The organism is Kribbella antibiotica (assembly GCF_004349055.1).
In the GTDB taxonomy this organism is placed as follows: Bacteria; Actinomycetota; Actinomycetes; order Propionibacteriales; family Kribbellaceae; genus Kribbella; species Kribbella antibiotica.
In genome coordinates this window covers 1-20,371 of sequence record NZ_SMKX01000018.1, presented here as the reverse complement: position 1 = coordinate 20,371, position 20,371 = coordinate 1, and the positions used below count along the sequence as shown (strand labels likewise).

Here is a 20,371-nt window from a genome sequence, read left to right as displayed (position 1 = left end):
CAACTGTGTGGGATCGGGTGCTGTTGAAGGCTGCGCAACCGGACTCCGGGATCGAAGGGTGGTGCTGTCAGCCGAAGACTCGGCGCTGGATCTGTCGGCGGTAGTCTTCGAGGGTGTTGTCCAGGTGGACGGCGGTGGCGTGGGCTGCTGCGTCCGGGTCGCCGTCGCGGATCGCCTGGTAGATGGCGGCGTGCTCCTCGACGGCCTCGGTGGCGTGACCGCCGACAGTGCCGTGCAGGCCGATGACGCTGGATTGTCGTTGCAGGCGGCGGGCCTCGCGGACTGAGGCGACCAGGAAGTGGTTGTGCGACGCGGTGGCGATTCCGAGGTGGAAGTCGTCGTCGCCGCGATCGAACACGGCGACCTGTTCGGTCAGATAGCCCTGCCGGCACGTTTCGCCGGCGGCCTCGATGGCTCGTAGCTCAGCGGGGGTCGCATGGGTCGCTGCGAGCCGGCTGGCCGCGGTCTCCTGGACGCGGCGGAACTCGAACAGCATGTAGACGTGATCGAGGTCGGTCGGATGGAAGAAGCCGCCCCACCGGCCCGAGCCCAGCATTCCGTCGTCGTCCGCGACGTAGAGCCCGCGGCCCTTGTGAGCCCGGACGCGGCCGATCGCGGAGAGAATCTTGACCGCTTCCCGCACCATGGTGCGGCTGGAGCCCAGTTGAGTGGCCAGCTCGTTCTCGGTGGGCATTCGGTCACCGGGGTGTAGGCCGAGCTCCGCGATGAGTTGCAGGATCTGCTCGGCCACGAGCTCGTACCCCGGCCGGTATGCGCCGGCCGAAACGGACACGCTGTCCACCTGCTGCCTCCATCCCCGCGGCGACCGTCGCCGCTCCCGAGAATACAGCGCGCGCCCAGATCAGTCAGTCTCATCCACTTGACTGCGCGTGATTCGCAGGCTGTCATGGCTCGAATGAGTACGACACATTCGGGAGGGCGTCGGATGTATCCCACCATCACCGCCTCGGTGCCCTTGCTTGAGCCGCCGTACTGGGCGATTGCCCAACGCGGGCTGTTCGATCTGCTGGACCAGGCCTGGCGCCGTTTCGAGTGCGACTTCACCGGGCCCGACGGCCGGCTGAACTACCGGGACCAGCTCACCTCGCGCGACGGCGTCGACGACTTCTACGAGACGTTCTTCAACTGGCCGCAGCTCTATCTGCTCGGCGGGGCTGATGACCTGCTCCCCGCCTCCGAACGGCATTGGATGGGCGTGACTCAGCAGCTCACCGAACTCGGCCTGCTGCACGGCGAATACGAGCGCGGTTACGACTGGTTCCACCAGGGCGAGAGCCTGTTGCTCTTCTACTTCCTGTGTATGGCGGCGCCTGATCGCTGGGCGGACCGGGCGCTGCGGTTCGCGGAGCTCTACGTCGATCCTGCGCACGGCAACTACGACCCCGACCGCAGAATCATCCGCCGGCCGCACAACGGCAGCGATCCGCAGCGGGAAGGTCTGTTCGACGATAAGTCCTACCCTTGGCTACCCCAGGAAGCCCAGCTGTATGGCTTTCCGCTGGAGTGGGCGCTGCCGCCCGGCTCGGGCGAACCGGACCGGGACCAGGATCCGCGGCTCGGTGCCGAGATGCGGCGGCGGATGGCGGTGGGGGACACCGCGGTCAATCTGGCGGCCTCCGGTCTAGTGCTCAACGCGTTGCTGCTCACCGGGGAGCAGCGATACCGCAGCTGGATCGCCGAGTACGTCGGCGCCTGGCGCGAGCGAGCTGTCGGGAACGGCGGCATCATCCCCGACAACGTCGCTCCGGACGGGACTGTCGGCGGACTTCTGGAGGGACGCTGGTACGGCGGCCACTACGGCTGGTCCTGGCCGCACGGCTGGTACAGCGTCGGCCAGGCCGCAACCGTCGCGGCGCTGGCTGCGGTCGCGGCAACCGGTGACGAGTCCTTCCTCGACCTGGTCCGGCCCGCCCTCGACGAGGTGATTCGCCGCGGGAAGACCATCGCGTTCACCGAGGCCGACTCGAGTCTCCGATCCCGCTGGACTGTCCAGCTGGCCGAGGATGTCGACACCCCCACCTGGCACGTGCCGTTCCGGTACGACGATCGCGGCTGGTTCGACTACAACCCGATGATGTTGGCGGTTCCGGCCGCTCTGTGGCATCACTCCGCCGGCGCCGTTGACCGAGAGCGCCTCGAAACGCTGCGAACTTCCAGCGGCCACGACTGGCGCGTCGTACGGCCGTTCCGTACCAAGGAAGAAGCCGGGCACGAAGAGCCCTGGCTCGCCTTCCTCGCCGGCGACAACCCGACGTACCCGGAGCAGATCCTGGCCGCCGCACAGGCTCAGGTCCGGCACCGCCTGGCCCGGATGGAGCGGTATCGCCACGAAGACGTCGCCGAGGCCGACATCCACCTCTGGCAGCAATCGAACCCCGTGGTCACCGAGGCGCTGGTGCAGCTCACGTGGGGCGGACCGCAGGTCATCTACAACGGCGGCCTGCAGCAAGCACGGATCCGGTACTACGACGCTCACGCCCATCGGCCCGGTTTGCCGCCTTCGGTAGCAGCGCTGGTCTCCTCGATCGACCCCGAGGCGACCACGATCGAACTGATCAACCTCGATCCCGAAGCTGCGCGTTCCCTTGTCCTGCAGGCCGGAGCGTTCGCGGAGCACTCCATCCGGTCGGTGCAGTACACCGCCTGCACGGACTCGAGCTGGCTCGGCGACCTCTACGACTACGGACACCAGCAACCTGCGGTGACCTCGCAGCTCATCCAGGGCGATGGCCCCTGGCTCGGCGTCGAACTGCCGCCGTCGACCAGGGTTCGCCTGACCTTGCGGCTCGACCTGCGATCCCAGCCTCCGTCGTACCGGATGCCCTTCGGCAGCTGAACGACGGGATCACCGAGTACCAACCGCCCCTCGGAAAGGTGAACCTCCATGTATCGAAGGACCAGTTTGTTGCTGGCGGCGCTGATAGCGCCAACTGCGATCGTCATACCGCAGGCACAAGCCGCCGACGTCGTGCGGATCGTCGTTGCTCCCAACGGCAACGACTTCAACGCGGGTACCGCCGGCAGCCCGGTCGGCACGCTAGCTAAGGCTCAGGAACTGGCGCGGGCCAAGTCCGGCCAGGCTGACGTGATCATCGAGCTCGCAGGCGGAGTCCACCGGTTGTCCGAACCGTTGAAGCTCACCAGCGCCGACTCCGGACGCAACGGGCACACTGTCACCTGGCAGGCCAGCCCCGGCGCGACCCCAAGCGTTTCCGGCGGTCTGCCGGTGACCGGCTGGACGCAGCAGGACGCAGGCCAGAACATCTGGGTCGCATCGGTCCCGCAGGGTCTCGACTCGCGGCAGCTGTACGTGGACGGGACGCTGGCGCCGCGGGCATCGATTTCCATCTCGCGCAACGATGTCCGGTTCACCAACAGCGGCATGACGATCCTGAACTCCGCACTGAACTACCTCGCCACGCTGCCGCAGCAGAACCGGATCGAGCTGGAGAGCCTCAACTCGTTCACCGACCGATACTCGCCCGTCCAGAGCATCAGCGGTACGACGATCACCATGCAGCAGCCCGCCTGGAACAACAACAACTGGGGCTACGACACCCTCGCCAGGCCGTTCGCCGGCGGTGGTCTGACGCTGCACAACGCGTACTCCTTCCTGCGGACCGCCGGACAGTGGTACCTCGACAAACAAGCCAGCAAGCTCTTCTACCGAACGGCGCCTGGCCAGTCCCCGGTGGGACGCGACATCGTGCTTCCGCGCTTGACGTCGTTGGTGCAGGTGAGCGGGACCCTGGCGAACCCGGTCCGCGACATCACGATGCGGGACATGGTCTTTGAGCACACCACCTGGCTTCAGCCGAGCACCAATGTCGGGTACGCGAACCAGCAGAGCGGCGCCTTCATCCCGGCCGCCTACCAGATGCCCGGCGACTTCCTGACCTCGTGCCAGTCGGGCTGCCGGCAGTTCGAAGCGACTCGTAACGGCTGGGGCCAGGTCCCGGCCGCCGTCCAGGTCTCCGCGGCGACGGGGATCACCCTGACCAACAACACCTTCCGCCACCTCGGCCAGATCGGTCTCGGGATCGGCAACGACGCGAACGCGAACCAGTCGGGGGTCGGTCTCGGCGCCTCGAACATCACCGTTACCCAGAACACCTTCACGAATCTGTCCGGTGGCGGCATCCTGATCGGCGGTGTCCGGCCGGACGCGCACCACCCGTCCAACCCCGCAATGCTCAACCGCGACATCCTGGTCAAGAACAACCTGGTGACGGATGTCGCGAAGGACTACAAGGACATGGCGGGCATCCTGTCGACGTACGCGACCCGCGTCGTGATCGAGCACAACGAGGTCTCCAACCTCGCGTACGACGGGATCGACATCGGCTGGGGTTGGGGCGCGAACGACCCGGGCGGCAGCCAGGACTACCGCAACCGCGGTCTGTACGACTACCAGCAGGTCTACACGACGCCGACGACGCTGCGCGAGACCGTCGTGAAGTACAACGTCGTCCACGGCACCAAGAAGTCACTGCACGACGGCGGCAGCCTCTACAACCTGTCCGCCAACCCCGGCGGCTCGTTCGACCACAACCTCGTCTATGACAACCGCAGTACGGTCGGCCTCTATATGGACGAGGGTTCGCGCTACGTCTCGGTGTCGAACAACGTGGTGATCGACAGCGGCGTACTCGCCTTCACCAACGCGAGCTCCACCAACAACACCAACGACAACGTCTTCGCCGGCAACTGGTACAACACCGGCTCGATCAATGTCGCCACCGGATCGCCGCACAACAATGTCCTCAGAGACAACGTGCAGGTGAGCGGTGCGTGGCCCACCGCCGCTCAGCAGGTGATAGCGCAGGCTGGGATCGAACCCGCTCTGCGTCCGAGCACCGGTGAGCTTTTCGCACTGGCTGCGGGCAAGTGCCTGGACGTACCGGGCAACACCACCACCCCAGGGACACAGGTGCAGATCTGGGCGTGCGACGGCGGGACCAACAAGGTCTGGACCCGTACGCCGACGGGTCAGCTGACCGTCTACAGCGGCGGCAACCTGCGGTGTGCGACGGCCCTCAACAACCAGACCGCCAACGGCACCGCGATCGTGATCTCGCAGTGCACCGGTGGAGCCAACCAGCAGTGGCAGTTCAACGCCAACGGAACCATCACCGGTGTGCAGTCCAGGAGCTGCCTGGACGTCAGCGGCGCCGGCACCGCCAACGGCGCCAAGATCCACCTGTGGGCCTGCCATGGCGGCGCCAACCAGCAGTGGACTTTGTCATGAAACTCAGGCGCGCAATCCTGAGCTGCCTTGCGGCCCTCTTTGTTCTCGTCGGAGCTCTCGTTCACGTGGCCACGCCCGCCGCGGCGGCGTCCTTGGCCGAGGTGACGAATTTCGGCGCCAACCCGAGCGGTCTGCGGATGCATGTCTACGTCCCGGACCAAAGGCCCGCCAAGCCGGCGATTCTGATGGCCGTGCATCACTGCGGTGGCTCCGGACAGAGCTTCTTCAACAACACGGAGTTCGCCCGGCTGGCCGACCGGTACGGGTTCATCGTGATCTACCCGACGGCCACCCGCAGCGGCAACTGCTTCGACGTCTACTCACAGCAGGCGTTGCGTCGCGACGGTGGCAGTGATCCGGTGGGCATCAAGTCGATGGTCGACTGGGTGGTGGCCAACCGCTCGGGCGACCGGGATCGGGTGTTCGTCACCGGGGCGTCGTCCGGCGCCATGATGACCAACGTTCTGCTGGCCGACTATCCCGACGTATTCAAGGCCGGTGCGGCGTTCAGCGGCGTACCGGCGACTTGCTTCGCCACCACGCCGCCCAACACGTGGAACGGTGCTTGTGCAGGCGGCAACGTCATCAAGACCTCACAGCAGTGGGGCGATCTGGCCCGCGCCGCGTACCCCGGCTACACCGGACCACGACCTCGCATCCAGCTCTGGCACGGCACCGCGGACGACGTGCTGCGCTATCCCAACTACGGGGAGGCGATCAAGCAGTGGACCAACGTGCACGGCCTGACCCAGACCCCGACGTACACCGACAGCCCACAAGTCAACTGGACCCGCACTCGGTACGGCGGTACTGGGAGCACCGCACCGGTCGAGGGCGTTAGCCTGCAAGGCGTCGGGCACGACCTGCCGAGGCCCGGCATGGCCGCTATGGCCCTCGCCTTCTTCGGCCTGACGTCCGACGTACCGCCTTCGCCCACCGGTGCGGTGCGGGCGGTGTCCGCGGGCAGGTGTCTGGACGTCAACGGAGCCAGCACCACACCGGGGACGCAGCTGCAGATCTGGGACTGCAACGGCAGGCCCAACCAGACCTGGACCCGCACCGCGTCGAACGAGCTGACCGTCTACACCGGAGGCGACCGGCGGTGCATGACGGCGCAGAACAACCAGACCGCGAATGGCACCCCGGTGGTCATCTCGGCCTGTAGCGGCGCGACCGGCCAGCAATGGCGCGGCAACAGCAACGGCACCATCACTGGTGTGCAATCCGGGAGTTGTCTCGACGTCAGCGGCGCAGGCACGGCCAACGGCGCCAAGATCCAACTATGGACCTGCCATGGCGGCGCCAACCAGCAGTGGGCACTGTCCTGACGATCGCTGTGGCAGATTGGCGCCGGACCGCCGCTGTCGGTGGTCCGGCGCCAACCTCAGCTCCTCACGAATCCCAGATCGCACCGAAGGCCGGAACGCCGCGCATCTCCAGTTCCTCGACGATCTGCCAGGTGGTCAACTTGTTCGAGATGCAGATGACGGCCTCGGCACCGGACTGCACATAGGCCAGGTAGGTCAGCGCGAGCAGGTCCGGTTTGCCTGCGGCGTCGGTGTCCCAGATGACCGCATCCGGCTGGGCGCCGAGGATTTCGTCGACCAGCGCGTCGCCGTACGTCTGGCGTGGGTGCCTGGTCGACCAGACGAGCAGTGACGGCGTATCACCGGCGAGCAGATGCGGCAGGCACGGGCCGATGCCGCTTCCGGTCGCGACCCAGACGACCTTGCGGAAGAGCTTGTCGATGTTGCCGACCCCGGCGGTCGGGATGCCTTTGACCCACAGGTACGGCGGAGCGTCGTCGATGAGGGCGCCCGTCCAGTCACCCGCGCGCGAGATCGTCAGCCGGAACCCGGGCTGTCCGGGCGTCGGCACATTGGCGAAGGAATGCCACTCCAGCAAGGGATTCCGGCTCACCGCGGTGGATGATCCGGCGAACGGCGTCACGCCGTACCCGAACCGCACCAGCGCGACGTGCCGCGACGGCCGCTCGATCCGGACCGGCACTCGCCGCAACCGCAGCCAGGGCAGCAGCACGCTGAAAGCGACGACCGCGAGTACCCAGAGGCTCGCCGTACTGGCGGTCTCCACTGCGTGCAGTGCGAACAGCGCGAGGACGGACCAGCCGCCGAAACGGTGCGCTCGTTCGAACCAGTTGTGCTGCCAGGCCCGTAGTGACGGCAGTGCCAGCACGATCATCGTGAGCAGCAGCGCCAGGATGACCCAGGTCAGGACGAGGGAGGGGGCGGTGAAGAGGAACCATGCGGTGGCGCACAACGATCCACCGACGTGCAGACCGCCGAAGTGGTAGATCTTGCCCATCGTCCACCGGATCCGCAGCGGCCAGTGGGTGGGCACGCTGGTCGCCAGCCAGAACAGCAGATTGATCACGTACTGCTGGCGGATCAGCACCGCGAGAGTGAAGTTGGCCAGCACCATCGTCGACGGATCGGCGATCGGGATCGACGCGACATTGATCAGTACGACGGCGGCGGCGAGCCGGTTGTGATGGGTGAACGGACGGCGCTTGACCTGTGCTCGCAACGACCGTCCTGGGGCCGGGAGACTGAGCTCAGTAGTCATGCGACAGTGTCCAGCCGAGACATCAGCGCACGCCGATCGATCTTGCCGCGGTCGGTCACCGGCAGCTTGTCGACCGCCACGATCAGGGTCGGCGAATAGTAGTAGGGCAACAGTTGCCCGACGACTCGCCGGGCCACCTCCGGCTGCACGGTCGCCGGGCTGACGAAACCGACCAGCCGGTCGTCGTGCAGTACGGCGGCGGCGCGAGCGCAGCCCGGAGTCTGCTCGAGTGCCGAGGTGACTGCGTCGAGCTCGACGCGGAATCCCCGCAGCTTCACCTGGTCGTCGGTCCGGCCGTGATGTTCGAGCTGACCGTCCGGAGTCCACCGGGCCAGGTCGCGGGTTCGGAACATCCTGTGGGCGCCACCGAGGAACGGATCCGGCCGGTACCGTTCGGCGGTCAGCGCCTCGTTACCCACATACCCGTCGGTGACACAGGCGCCGCCGGCCCACATCTCGCCGATCTCTCCGATCGGGCAGGGGCGCAGGTCGTCGTCCAGGATGTAGACCGTCGTGTTGGGGACCGGCCGGCCGATGGTCAGTACGCCGTCGTAGCGCTGCACGGTGTTGACGATGGTGACCTCGGTCGGGCCACAGCAGTTGTGAAACGCTGCTCGTCGCGACCACGCCACGGCCAGATTCTCCGGGCATCGTTCACCCGCGACGGCGACGGTACGGACCGCCGGGCAGGCGGCCGGGTCCAGGCCGGCCAGGATGCTCGGCGTGGCGATGACGACGTTCAGACTTGCTGCGACCGTGGCCAGGTCGTTGCCTCGGACAACCAAGGTGCCGCCGTGAGCGAGGGTGCCGAGGATCTCCCAGGCGGCCATGTCGAACGCGATGTTCAGCAACTGCCCGACCCGGTCACCGGGCCGGATGCCCAAGGATCCCGGCTCGGTGAGCAGGACGTTGCACAGGTTGGCGTGGGTGACCTGGACGCCGTTGGGCGCTCCGGTGGTGCCGGAGGTGAAGATCACCACGGCTGCTTCGCCGTCCTGCTCGGCTCGCGGTGGGTCGGCCTCGGCCTCGGCCGCGACCGTGTCGATTGCGACGATCTCGCCGAGCTCAGCCGGTACGTCGTACTGGCTGGTGGTGAGGATGACCCGGATGCCGGCCGTGCTGACGACGTGGCGCAGATGATGCGGGGGAGTGATCCGGATGTCCTGCGGAACATAGGCGGCGCCGGCCTTCAGGATGGCGAGGATCCCGACGACCATCTGCGGTGAGCGGGTGAGGAACAGTCCGACCCGGTCACCCGCCCGGACTCCCAGTACGGCGAGCCGGTTGGCGAGGTGATCTGCCTGCTGGTCGAGTTCCTGGTACGTCAGCCGGACGCCGAGGTGTTCGACCGCGGTCAGCCGCGGATGGTTGCGCGCCTGCGCCTCGATTGCGTGGTGGATACGGCCGAACGCCGGCCGGTCGATGCGGCCGTGTCCGTAGTGCTGGAAGAGAATCCGGTCGGCGGGAGTGAGCTGGTCATACATGACGACCTCCTGGTTCGGGGCGAAACCGAAAGGGCAGACCGGCTCTCGCCGACCTGCCCTTGCTCTGATGTCGTGCTGTCTGTCTACAAACCCCAGCCGTACCTGATCCGGTCGCGGCCGGAGGCGTTGCGGACAGCCAGATTGAGATTGGTGCCGCTACCGCTCAGGGCGAACATCGAGTACCAGTCGAAGCTGCCGCCGTCGGTGCGTTTGCCACCGAGCGCGGGCCAGTAGGTACCACCCATCTGGTTGTCCCGCATGACCTGGGTGGCGGCCCGCAGGTAGCGCACGAAGTTGTCGGTGCTGGATGCGTTGGCGTAGTTGAGGCCGTTCGACATCGGCGAGCCGTATTCGGTCATCACCGCGCGCGAACCGCAGTTACCCAGCCGGGTCTGGATGTAGCTGCGCCAAGCGTCGTACGTCATCGAGCCGGCGAAGAAGGCGTAGGTGTGAAAGGACACCAGCGTGCCGTTGAAGCGGCTGTCATTGCAGATGTCCCGCAGATCCTGGCTGAAGCCGGTACCGCCGATCAGCACCCGGCTGGGCACGGCCGAGTAGTGGTACCTGAGCCACTCGGCGGCGACATTTCGCCATTCCGTCGAGCTGTAGCCGTGCGGCTCGTTCATCGGCTCGAAGTAGACTCCTGCGTTGGAACCGTAGGTGCTCGTCACTCGCGACCACATCGTGTTCCAGGCGGTGTAGTTCGTGACCTTGCCGCCCGAAGCGGCAGCATCCTCCCAGTAGGCCAGGATGACCTTGAAGCCGCGCGCGGTCGCCGCGTCGATGGCCCCTCGGTAGGCCTCCCACCAGGCGGTGCCTACGGTGTGGGTGTTGACCGGCAGCCGGACGGTGTTGACCCCGACCGCCGCCATGTCGTCGTACAGGGCGTTGGCCTTGGCGCGGACGGTCGCGTTGCTGTCACTTTGGCTGAGGCCGTGGAGGACGAGCGGATTCTTGTTGAAGTTGTCACCCAGGACAGCCCAGTTCATGCCGTGGAACTGGTTGGTGGCAGCACTGGCCGGCGCCGTGGTGACGACCACGCCGGTCAGCCCGAGTGCTGACACCACCAGGAGATTCAGCATTTTTCGGATCATGTACTCGCCCCTTCTGAGCGGTTCGAGGGTTGCGATATGTGCAAGAAATATCTGCCGTCAGCGGGGACCTGTCCATCCGTTGATCAGAGGCAAGCACGAACGTTCAGACCCGAACATTCGGCGCAATGAGACTGAATCATTTAAGTATCCAGGCCAGTAAGACTGAAGCATTGCGCTGTCTGTGATGCGTCCCGTACGGTCTGCAACTGACCGATCGGATCGACACCCACCGCCCCGGGAGTCCCCATGGTTCAACCGCCCATCGCTGCCACCGGCCCGCTCGACGCCGCCGCCAGGCGCTCGCTTACAGCGCAGGTCTGATCCCGCCCGCCGCTGCCGTCCTAGCCCCGCCTTGCATTGCACTGCCCACGCGAGCTTGGGAGCGCTCCCGTCAGCACCGTATGCCCTTAGTGACCAAGGAGGAAGTATGAAACCGCAGATCCCCCGGACCGATGTGATGGTCGCCCGATGGTGGCGCCGTCCACTGCTCGGCCTCGCGGTCGGCGCACTTGCGACCGCCAGCACGCTGGCGCTGGTCCCCAACGCGTCCGCGACCGTCGACGCTGCCAGCACGCTCGGAGCTGCGGCCGCGCAGTCCGGCCGGTACTTCGGCGCCGCGGTTGCGGCCGGCAAGCTCGGCGATACGCAGTACACGACGATCCTCAATCGCGAGTTCGGGTCGATCACGGCCGAGAACGAGATGAAGTGGGACAGCACCGAGCCGTCACGCAACAACTTCACGTTCGGCAACGGCGACCGGATCGCCAACCACGCAAGGGCGCAGGGCAAACTGCTGCGCGGCCACACGCTGGTCTGGCACGGGCAGCTGCCCGGCTGGGTGAGCTCCATCCGCGATGCGAACACCCTGCGCGGCGTGATGAACAACCACATCACGCAGGTGGCGGGCCACTACCGCGGCCAGATTCATTCCTGGGATGTGGTGAACGAGGCGTTCGCCGACGGCAACAGCGGTCAACTCCGGTCTTCGGTCTTCCGCGACGTGCTCGGTACCGGGTTCATCGAGGAGGCGTTCCGGACTGCTCGCGCCGCGGATCCCGGCGCCAAGCTCTGCTACAACGACTACAACATCGAGGACTGGAACGCCGCCAAGACCCAAGGCGTCTACCGGATGGTCCGCGACTTCAAGGCCCGCGGTGTGCCGATCGACTGTGTGGGCCTGCAGTCCCATTTCGGAAACGGTGGTGCGCCCAGCAACTTCCAGACCACGCTGTCCAGCCTCGCCGCACTCGGCGTCGACGTGCAGCTGACCGAGCTCGACATCTCGCAGGCAGCACCGAACGCGTACGCCAACACCGTTCGGGCCTGCCTGAACGTTCCGCGCTGCAAGGGGATCACCACCTGGGGCGTGCGGGACAGCGACTCCTGGCGCGGCAACGACAACCCGTTGCTGTTCGACCGGAGCGGCAACAAGAAGCAGGCGTACGACGCCGTCCTCACGGTGCTGAACGGCACACCCACCGGCAGCCCGATCCAGGTCGGTGTCAACTACCGGCTGGTCGCGCAGCAAAGCGGAAAGGCCGCCGAAATCGCCGGGTCGTCCACCGCGGCCGGCGCCGTACTGCAGCAGTGGTCGTCCACCAGCGGTCTCAACCAGCAGTTCGACTTCCTCGACTCCGGCAGTGGCTACTACCGGATCCGGGCTCGACACAGCGGCCTGGTTCTGCAGGTGGCGAGCTCGAGCACGGGTGCGGTGGTCTCGCAGCAGCCGGACACGAATGCCACTGCTCAGCAGTGGCAGGTCACCGACCACGGCAACGGCGTCGTGGGTCTGGTCAACCGGCAGAGCGGCCTGGCACTCGATGTGTGGGAGGCGTCCACCGCTGATGGCGCCCGCATCTCGCAGTGGACAGCCAATGGCAACGCCAACCAGCGCTTCCAGCTCCAGCGGCTCTAGGAGGAGACTGACATGCAGCGAATAAAAGCGATGGCGCTCGCAATGGCGCTAACGCTGGTGGCCGGCCTGGTGGCCGGCCTGGTGGCAGCCGTCAGCGCGATTCCCGCCCACGCAGCCACCGTGGATCCGAACGCCTGGTACGTCCTGGTGAACCGGGCGAGTGGCAAAGCAGTGGACATTTCGGGGGCAGGCACTGCCGACGGCGCCGCGGCCCAGCAATGGGCGCGCCACGACGGCACCAACCAGCAGTTCCAGTTCGTGGATTCCGGCGGCGGCTATTACCGGCTGCGCGCACGGCACTCCGGCAAGGCGCTCGACGTCTCCAACTCCTCGGTCGCCGACGGGGCCGAGATCGTGCAGTGGAGCGACCACAGTGGAACGAATCAGCAGTTCCGGCTGGCTGACTCGTCCGACGGCCACGTGCGGCTGATCAACCGCAACAGCAACAAGGCACTCGAGATCCCGAGTGGATCCACGGCAGACGGGGCGAGACTTGTCCAGCGTGCCGACGGCGGCGGTACCAACCAGCAGTGGTCGCTGGCTCGCGTCACCAGTAGTGGTGCGTTGCCGTCCACTTTCCGCTGGTCGTCCAGCGGTGTGCTGGCGGGTCCCAAGGCCGACGCGCAACACCCGAACCGCTACTCCATCAAGGACTTCTCGGTCGTCCGGCACAACAACCAGTGGCTGGTCTACGCGACCACCGCGGGGTCGAACGGTTGGGGTCTGGTGAACTTCAACTTCAGCGACTGGTCGCAGGCCGCGGCGGCTCCGCACACCTACCTGGACACGGCTTCGGCGATCGGTCCGGGCTATCGGGCGGCTCCGCAGTTGTTCCACTTCGCGCCGAAGAACCTGTGGTACCTGGTCTACCAGACCGCGCCGCCGACGTACTCGACGAGCACCAACCCGGCCGATCCGCGGTCGTGGTCGGCACCGCGGACGTTCATCGCCCAGGAGCCCGACATCGTGCGCCAGAACAAGGGCGACGGGACCTGGATCGACTTCTGGGTCATCTGTGACACCGCGAACTGCTTCCTGTTCTTCAGCGACGACAACGGCCACATCTATCGGGCCCAGACCACCCTGGCCAACTTCCCGAACGGGTTCGGCAACACCCAGATCGTGCTGTCGGACTCCAAATTCGCGCTGTTCGAAGCGACCAACGTGTACAAGGTGGCCGGGTCCAACCAGTTCCTGCTGATGCAGGAGGCGATCGGAGGCACCGGACGGCGGTACTTCCGGTCCTTCACCTCCACCAGCCTCACCGGCAACTGGACTCCGCTGGCTGCGACCGAGAGCCAACCCTTTGCCGGCCGCAACAACGTCACCTTCCCCAACGGTGCCTGGACGCAGGACATCAGCCACGGCGAACTGGTCCGGGCAAGCAACGATCAGACGCTGACCATCGATCCGTGCCGGCTGCAGTTCGTCTACCAGGGACAGGATCCCGGTGCCGGTGGTGACTACCTGAAGCTGCCCTGGCGAATGGGCCTGCTCGCCCAGACGAACTCCTGCTGATCAACCCTTCCCGCCCGACTCAGATCAAGGGTGTGACCTGCGATGAGAATCAATCTGAGAGCGGCGTTCGCCGCCGCCATTCTGATAGTCGCCGCTGCGACGGCGAACGTGATCGGCGCGGCGCCCGAGGCCGCCGCGCATGCCGTCAACCCCGCCGACTTCCAGCAGGTCGAACTGGCCCGCGGGGTGGCCGAGTTGGGCGAACCGATGTCGCTGGCGGTGCTGCCGGACCGGTCGGTCCTGCACACCGCTCGCAACGGAACACTGCGCCGTACGACGGCAACTGGCTCGACCAACGTGATCGGCAACCTGCAGGTCTACTCGCACGACGAGGAAGGCCTGCAGGGGATCGCGGCGGACCCGAACTTCGCCGCCAACCGGTTCATCTACATCTACTACGCGCCGCCGCTGTCCACACCGGGCGGTGACGCCCCGGAGAACGGCACGGACTTCTCGGTCTGGAACGGTGTGAACCGGCTGTCGCGCTTCACCCTGAACGCCGACTTCACTCTGAACACGGCCAGCCAGGTCACCGTACTGGACGTGGCGACCAGCCGAGGGATGTGCTGCCACGTCGGTGGCGACATCGACTTCGATGCCGCAGGCAACCTCTACCTGTCCACCGGCGACGACTCGAATCCGTTCGCCTCGGACGGCTACGCGCCGCTCGACGAGCGCACCAACCGCAATCCCGCGTTCGATGCGCAACGCAGCGCGGGCAACACCAACGACCTCCGCGGCAAGGTGCTGCGGATCAAGGTCAACGCGAACGGGTCGTACTCGGTCCCGGCCGGCAACCTGTTCCCGCCGGGCACCGCGCGCACCCGCCCGGAGATCTACGCGATGGGCTTCCGCAACCCGTTCCGGATGAACGTCGACAAGGGCACCGGCGTGGTCTACCTCGGCGACTACGGACCCGACGCCGGTACGACGAGCGCCAGCCGCGGCCCTGGCGGCCAGGTCGAGTTCAACCGGATCACGTCGGCCGGGAACTACGGCTGGCCGTACTGCACCGGCACGAACACCACCAACGAGACCTATGTGAAATACACGTTCCCGTCCGGGCCGTCCGGGGCGCGGTTCAACTGTGCCGCGCCGGTCAACAACTCGCCACGCAACACCGGCCTGACCAACCTGCCCGCTGCGCGCGCGGCGTGGATCAAGTACGACAACTGCTCGCTCGCGGCCTTCGGCTGCGGGTCGGAGTCCCCGATGAGCGCGCCGGTCTACCGGTACGACGCGGCCAATCCGTCGACGGTCAAGTTCCCGCCGGCCCTGGACGGCCACGTCTTCGCCGGGGAGTTCGGCCGGCGCTGGCTCAAGGTCATCGACGTGAACTCCGACGGTTCGGCCGGACAGATCAATCCGTTCCCCTGGCGCGGTACGCAGGTCATGGATTCGACCTTCGGTCCGGACGGCGCGCTGTACGTTCTCGACTACGGCACCGGCTGGGGGAGCGGCGACGCGAGCTCGGCGCTCTACCGCATCGAGTACAACCCGGCCGGCAACCAGGCACCGGTCGCGCGAGCCGCCGCCAATCGCACCTCCGGCGCCGCGCCGCTGGCCGTGACGTTCTCGTCGGCCGGTTCCACGGACCCCGAGGGCGGCGCGCTGAGCTACGCCTGGAACTTCGGCGACGGAAGCACCTCCACGGCGGCGAATCCGAGCCACACCTACACCGCCAACGGCCAGTTCACGGCCACGCTGACCGTGACGGATCCGGCCGGTCGCTCCGGCAACGCGAGCGTGATCATCTCTGTCGGCAACACCGCGCCGACGGTCACGCTGAATATCCCGGCGAACGGCAGCCTGTTCAGCTTCGGCGATACCAAGCCGTTCACGATCACCGTCTCCGACCCGGAGGACGGCACGATCGACTGCAGCCGGGTCAAGCTGAGCTACCTACTCGGACATGACAGCCATGCGCACCTCATCACGTCGCAGAACGGCTGCTCGGGCAACCTGCCTATTCCTGAGGACGGTGAGCACGACACAGCAGCGAACCTGTACGCCGTGTTCGACGCCGAATACACCGACAAGGGCGCGAACGGGCAGCCGGCGGTCACCACCCACACCCAGCACGTCCTGCAGCCGCGTCATCGCCAGGCGGAGCACTACAACAGCCAGTCCGGTACGAGGTCGTACGACAAGGCGACTGCGGAGGGTGGCAAGACGGTCGGTGACATCCACAACGGTGACTGGATCGCCTTCCAGCCCTATGCACTCGCCGGTGCGACCCGCTTCACCGCCAGGGTTTCATCAGCCGGCTCGGGCGGCACGCTGTCGGTGCGGACCGGTTCGCCGACCGGCACCGTACTGGGGACTGCGACCGTTCCGAACACCGGTGGCTGGGAAACGTTCACCAACGTCTCCGCTTCGCTGTCCAACATCCCGGCCGGAACCAGCACGCTCTACCTGACGTTCGCAGGCAGCGGTACGGGCTACCTGTTCGACGTGGACGCATTCACCTTCGGCACGACGACCGCCGCGGCTGATCCGCCGTACGACGTTCTGGTGTTCTCCAAGACCGCCGGGTTCCGGCACGACTCCATCCCACAAGGCATCCAGCTGATCCGCGAGCTCGGTTCGGCCAACGGGTTCACAGTCACCGCGACCGAGGACGCGAACGCCTTCAGTACGTCGAACCTGGCGCGGTACGAGGCGGTGGTCTTCCTCAACAACACCGGCGACGTGCTCAACGCCACCCAGCAAACTGCGTTCGAGTCCTACATCCGGGGCGGCGGTGGTTACGTCGGTATCCATTCGGCCGCGGACACCGAACACGACTGGCCGTTCTACGGCGAGCTGGTCGGCGCGTACTTCGCCTCGCATCCTGCGATCCAGCAGGCGACCGAGCGCGTCGAGAGCCGAGCACACGCGGCGACCGCGCACCTCGGCCAGACGTGGACTCGCACCGACGAGTGGTACAACTTCCGCACCAACCCCCGCTCGTCGGCCAAAGTGCTTGCCACGCTGGACGAATCGACGTACTCGGGTGGGTCCATGGGCGGCGACCATCCGATCACCTGGTGCAAGAACGTCCAAGCCGGTCGGTCCTTCTACACCGGCAACGGTCACACCCAAGCCAGCTATGCCGAACCAGCTTTCCGGTCGCAGGTCCTCGGTGGCATCCGGTACGCCGCCAACCGGACGAAGGCGGATTGCCGGCCCGAGACCGGCTACACGACGCTGTACAACGGATCCACCACTGGCTGGTCGCAGGCCGGCCCGGGTAGTTTCGCCAACAGTGACGCCACGCTGACCTCCTCCGGTGGGATGGGCATGCTCTGGTACGGCGCCAAGGAGTTCCGCTCGTACTCGCTGAAGCTCGACTGGCGGATGCCGGGCGACGACAACTCCGGTGTGGTGATCGGATTCCCGGCGGGCAGCGACCCGAACGCCGCCCTCACCCAGGGGTACGAGGTGCAGATCGACGCCACCGACACCCCGGACAAGACGACCGGGTCGATCTACGGCGTCAAGGGCGCCGACCTCGCGGCTCGCGACGCCGCACTCAACTCGCCGGGGGAGTGGAACACCTACGAACTGCTCGTCGAGGGCGAGCGGCTGCAGGTGTTCCTGAACGGCGTGAAGATCAACGATTTCACCAACACCGACCCGGTGCGGTCGCTGACCTCGGGCCACATCGCCCTTCAGAACCACGGGACCGGCGACGATGTGTCGTTCCGCAACGTCCGGATCAAGGAGCTTGGCGGCGCCGGTCCGGTCCCTGGGCCGATCACCGGTCCGGGCGGTAAGTGCGCGGATGTGAGCGGCGGCAGCACCGCGGACGGCACCAAAATCCAGCTCTGGACCTGCACCAACGGCGCCAACCAGCAATGGACCGCTGCCGCCGGTGACACCTTTCGCGCCCTCGGCAAATGCATGACCGCCGCCGGTACGACGAACGGCGTACCGGTGCAGTTATCGACCTGCAACGGCAGCGCCGCCCAGAAGTGGACGGCCGCCGCCAACGGAGCGCTGCTCAACAGCCAGTCGGGCAAATGCCTCGACGCCAATGGCGCCAGTACGGCCGACGGCACCCAGTTGATCGTCTGGACCTGCCACGGCGGCACCAACCAACGCTGGACCCGACCATGAGGAGCCCGCTATGACCATGACGCATCGCCGTGCACGATGGTGGACCCCGATCATCGCCGCAGCGCTGATCTTCGGCGGTACTGGGCCTGCCGAAGCCCAGCCGGCACCCGCAGCGGCTGCTCCGCTGGCCGCGTCCGCGGGCTGTGGCAAGGCGCCGACGCTCACCAGTGGCACGAAAACCATCCAGAGCAGCGGCAAGAACCGAACGTTCATCCTCAGGCTGCCCGACAACTACAACCGCAATACGCAGTACCGGTTGATCTTCGGATACCACTGGCGCGGCGGCACCGCCGGTGACGTCGACTCGGGCGGAACCGACGGCTACAACTGGTCGTACTACGGACAGCGGCGGCTGGCGAACAACAGCGCGATCTTCGTTGCACCGCAGGGCATCGGCAACGGCTGGGCCAACTCCGGTGGCGAGGACGTGACGCTGACCGACGACATCATGCGCCGGATCGAAAGCGACCTCTGCGTCGATACGGCCAAGCGTTTCGCTCTCGGCTTCAGCTACGGCGGCGGTATGAGCTACGCCCTCGCCTGCGCCCGGGCGACGACCTTCCGCGCGGTCGCGGTCTACTCCGGCGCGCAACTGAGCGGATGCAGCGGCGGCAGCCAGCCGATTGCCTACATGGGAATTCACGGCATCAACGACTCGGTGCTGAACATCTCCAACGGGCGGTCCTTGCGCGACAAGTTCGTCCGGAACAACGGCTGTACGGCGCAAAGCCCGCGCGAACCGGCGTCGGGCAGCCGCACGCACATCATCACGAACTACTCGGGATGCCGAGCCGGGTATCCGGTGGTCTGGGCAGCCTTCGACGGCGGCCACGGCCCTGGTCCCATCGACGGTGGTGGCGAGGGTTGGCGGACCTGGACCGCCCCAGCGGTGTGGAACTTCTTCACCAGTGTCGGTTCGTAGCCGAACGTGAACGACGACGCAGAGAACAGGAGCACTTCATGAAACAACATCTTCTCCGCCGCTGGCTGGCACCGTTCGCGGTCGCCGCGCTGGTCCTGTCCGGCGCGGGGGTGGCCGAAGCCAAGCCAGCGCCGGCGTCCTCGGACGCTGTTCCGCTTGCAGGGTCTCCCGGTTGTGGCAAGGCGCCGACGCTGCGGAGCGGCACCTACACCATCCAGAGCAACGGCAAGAACCGCAGCTTCATCCTGAGCGTCCCCGACAACTACAACAACAACACGCAGTACCGGCTGGTCTTCGGATTCCACTGGCTGGGCGGCACGATGCAGCAGGTCGCCGGCGGTGGCAGCGACGGCGAGGTCTACGCCCACTACGGCCTTAAGGCGCTGGCGAACAACACCGCGATCTTCGTCGCGCCGCAAGGCCTCAACAACGGTTGGGGCAACTCCGGTGGTGAGGACGTCACCTTCACCGACGACATGATCCGGCGGATCGAGAGCGACCTCTGCGTCGACTCGACCCAGCGCTTCGCCCTCGGCTTCAGCTACGGCGGCGCGATGAGCTACGCCCTCGCCTGCGCCAGAGCAACGACCTTCCGCGCGGTCGCCGCAATCGCTGCCCCTGGTGGTATCAGCGGGTGCAGTGGCGGCACGCAACCCTTTGCCTACATGGGAATCCACGGCATCTCGGACAACATCGGCGGCGGTCGCGGGCTGCGGGACAGGTTCGTCCGCAACAACGGCTGTACGGCGCAGAGTCCGCGCGAACCGGCGTCGGGCAGCCGCACGCACATCACGACCACCTACTCGGGATGCCGCGCTGGGTATCCGGTGGTCTGGGCTGCTTTCGACGGCGGCCACCAGCAGGGGCCGGTCGACGGTTGCGCGGGGTGTGAGAGCGGTGCCCGCAGTTGGGTCAAGGGCGAGGTGTGGAAGTTCTTCACCGGCGACACCACCCCGACGCCGACCAGCTTCCGCCTGCGCAGCGAGTCCGCCGGCCGCTGCCTGGACGTCACCGGCGCGAACTCGGCCAACGGCACCGCGACGGTCGTCTGGGACTGCCACACCAACGCCAACCAGCAGTTCACCCGCAACGCTCAATCCCTGCAGGTGCTGGGCAAATGCCTCGAGGCGCCAGCCAACGCCGTACCGGGTAGCGCGTCCCGGATCTGGGACTGCACCGGCGGCGCCAACCAGCAGTGGAACCTCAACGACAACGGCACCATCACCGGTCAAGGCGGCCTGTGCCTGACCGCCAGCAACACCGCCAACGGCTCGCCCGCATCCGTCCAGACCTGCACCAACAACCCCAACCAGCGCTGGTCCAAGGCCTGACCCGCTGAACCACCCACACCTACTGGGGGCCGCGGATACCCAACCGGGTGTCCGCGGTCCCCTCAGCCGCCAAAACTTGTCGGCCGACTACCGGAGAATGTCAGGCGTTCGAGCCCCGGCGGCAAGGGCTGATCGGGGCGTAGGTGGGGGG

General features: G+C 66.7%; 12 protein-coding genes. 8 read left to right on the top strand and 4 right to left on the bottom strand.

Annotated features, from left to right (window positions below; all coding sequences use genetic code 11):
• Positions 1 to 67 precede the first annotated feature (67 nt).
• Complete coding sequence (locus E1263_RS08610) at positions 68 to 793, bottom strand: FadR/GntR family transcriptional regulator (protein ID WP_202868789.1); 726 nt, start codon at positions 791 to 793, stop codon at positions 68 to 70.
• Between the two features lie 153 nt (positions 794 to 946).
• Between E1263_RS08610 and E1263_RS08605 the strand changes: the two genes are divergently transcribed.
• From E1263_RS08605 to E1263_RS08595, 3 genes are read left to right on the top strand one after another with little or no spacing between them, the layout of a single operon-like run.
• Positions 947 to 2,857 carry a DUF8034 domain-containing protein gene (locus E1263_RS08605; protein ID WP_132166660.1) on the top strand — a complete coding sequence of 637 codons (1,911 nt, stop codon included), beginning with the start codon at positions 947 to 949 and terminating at the stop codon, positions 2,855 to 2,857.
• Positions 2,858 to 2,905: 48 nt separating this feature from the next.
• The gene (locus E1263_RS08600) at positions 2,906 to 5,269 is read left to right on the top strand and encodes a ricin-type beta-trefoil lectin domain protein (protein ID WP_132166659.1); all 2,364 of its coding nucleotides are present in this window, start codon (positions 2,906 to 2,908) and stop codon (positions 5,267 to 5,269) included.
• Positions 5,266 to 6,597 carry an extracellular catalytic domain type 1 short-chain-length polyhydroxyalkanoate depolymerase gene (locus tag E1263_RS08595; RefSeq protein WP_132166658.1) on the top strand — a complete coding sequence of 444 codons (1,332 nt, stop codon included), beginning with the start codon at positions 5,266 to 5,268 and terminating at the stop codon, positions 6,595 to 6,597. The genes E1263_RS08600 and E1263_RS08595 overlap by 4 nt, the downstream gene beginning before the upstream one ends.
• Before the next feature lie 64 nt (positions 6,598 to 6,661).
• Here E1263_RS08595 and E1263_RS08590 read toward each other — a convergent pair whose 3' ends face one another.
• The 3 genes from E1263_RS08590 to E1263_RS08580 all read right to left on the bottom strand — a co-directional run bounded on the left by E1263_RS08590 (position 6,662) and on the right by E1263_RS08580 (position 10,421).
• Positions 6,662 to 7,855 carry a ferredoxin reductase domain-containing protein gene (locus tag E1263_RS08590; protein WP_132166657.1) on the bottom strand — a complete coding sequence of 398 codons (1,194 nt, stop codon included), beginning with the start codon at positions 7,853 to 7,855 and terminating at the stop codon, positions 6,662 to 6,664.
• Positions 7,852 to 9,339 (bottom strand): amino acid adenylation domain-containing protein, encoded by a 1,488-nt coding sequence (locus E1263_RS08585; RefSeq protein WP_132166656.1) that lies wholly within the window; start codon positions 9,337 to 9,339, stop codon positions 7,852 to 7,854. Before E1263_RS08585 ends, E1263_RS08590 begins: the two co-directional genes overlap by 4 nt.
• Positions 9,340 to 9,422: 83 nt before the next feature.
• Positions 9,423 to 10,421: a glycoside hydrolase family 5 protein gene (locus E1263_RS08580; protein ID WP_202868788.1), complete on the bottom strand. Its 999-nt coding sequence runs from the start codon at positions 10,419 to 10,421 to the stop codon at positions 9,423 to 9,425.
• A 439-nt stretch (positions 10,422 to 10,860) separates the two neighbouring features.
• Here E1263_RS08580 and E1263_RS08575 point away from each other — a divergent pair, with 439 nt between their 5' ends.
• From E1263_RS08575 to E1263_RS08555, 5 genes are read left to right on the top strand one after another with little or no spacing between them, the layout of a single operon-like run.
• Positions 10,861 to 12,348, top strand: coding sequence for a glycoside hydrolase family 10 protein (locus E1263_RS08575; RefSeq protein ID WP_202868787.1), 1,488 nt, complete (start codon positions 10,861 to 10,863; stop codon positions 12,346 to 12,348).
• A 12-nt stretch (positions 12,349 to 12,360) separates the two neighbouring features.
• Complete coding sequence (locus E1263_RS08570) at positions 12,361 to 13,866, top strand: non-reducing end alpha-L-arabinofuranosidase family hydrolase (protein ID WP_132166654.1); 1,506 nt, start codon at positions 12,361 to 12,363, stop codon at positions 13,864 to 13,866.
• A gap of 42 nt (positions 13,867 to 13,908) precedes the next feature.
• Positions 13,909 to 17,967 (top strand): ThuA domain-containing protein, encoded by a 4,059-nt coding sequence (locus tag E1263_RS08565; RefSeq protein ID WP_165956550.1) that lies wholly within the window; start codon positions 13,909 to 13,911, stop codon positions 17,965 to 17,967.
• Positions 17,968 to 17,977: 10 nt separating this feature from the next.
• Positions 17,978 to 18,889, top strand: coding sequence for a CE1 family esterase (locus tag E1263_RS08560; protein WP_202868786.1), 912 nt, complete (start codon positions 17,978 to 17,980; stop codon positions 18,887 to 18,889).
• Positions 18,890 to 18,927: 38 nt separating this feature from the next.
• Positions 18,928 to 20,220: a ricin-type beta-trefoil lectin domain protein gene (locus E1263_RS08555; RefSeq protein ID WP_132166653.1), complete on the top strand. Its 1,293-nt coding sequence runs from the start codon at positions 18,928 to 18,930 to the stop codon at positions 20,218 to 20,220.
• Positions 20,221 to 20,371 lie beyond the last annotated feature (151 nt).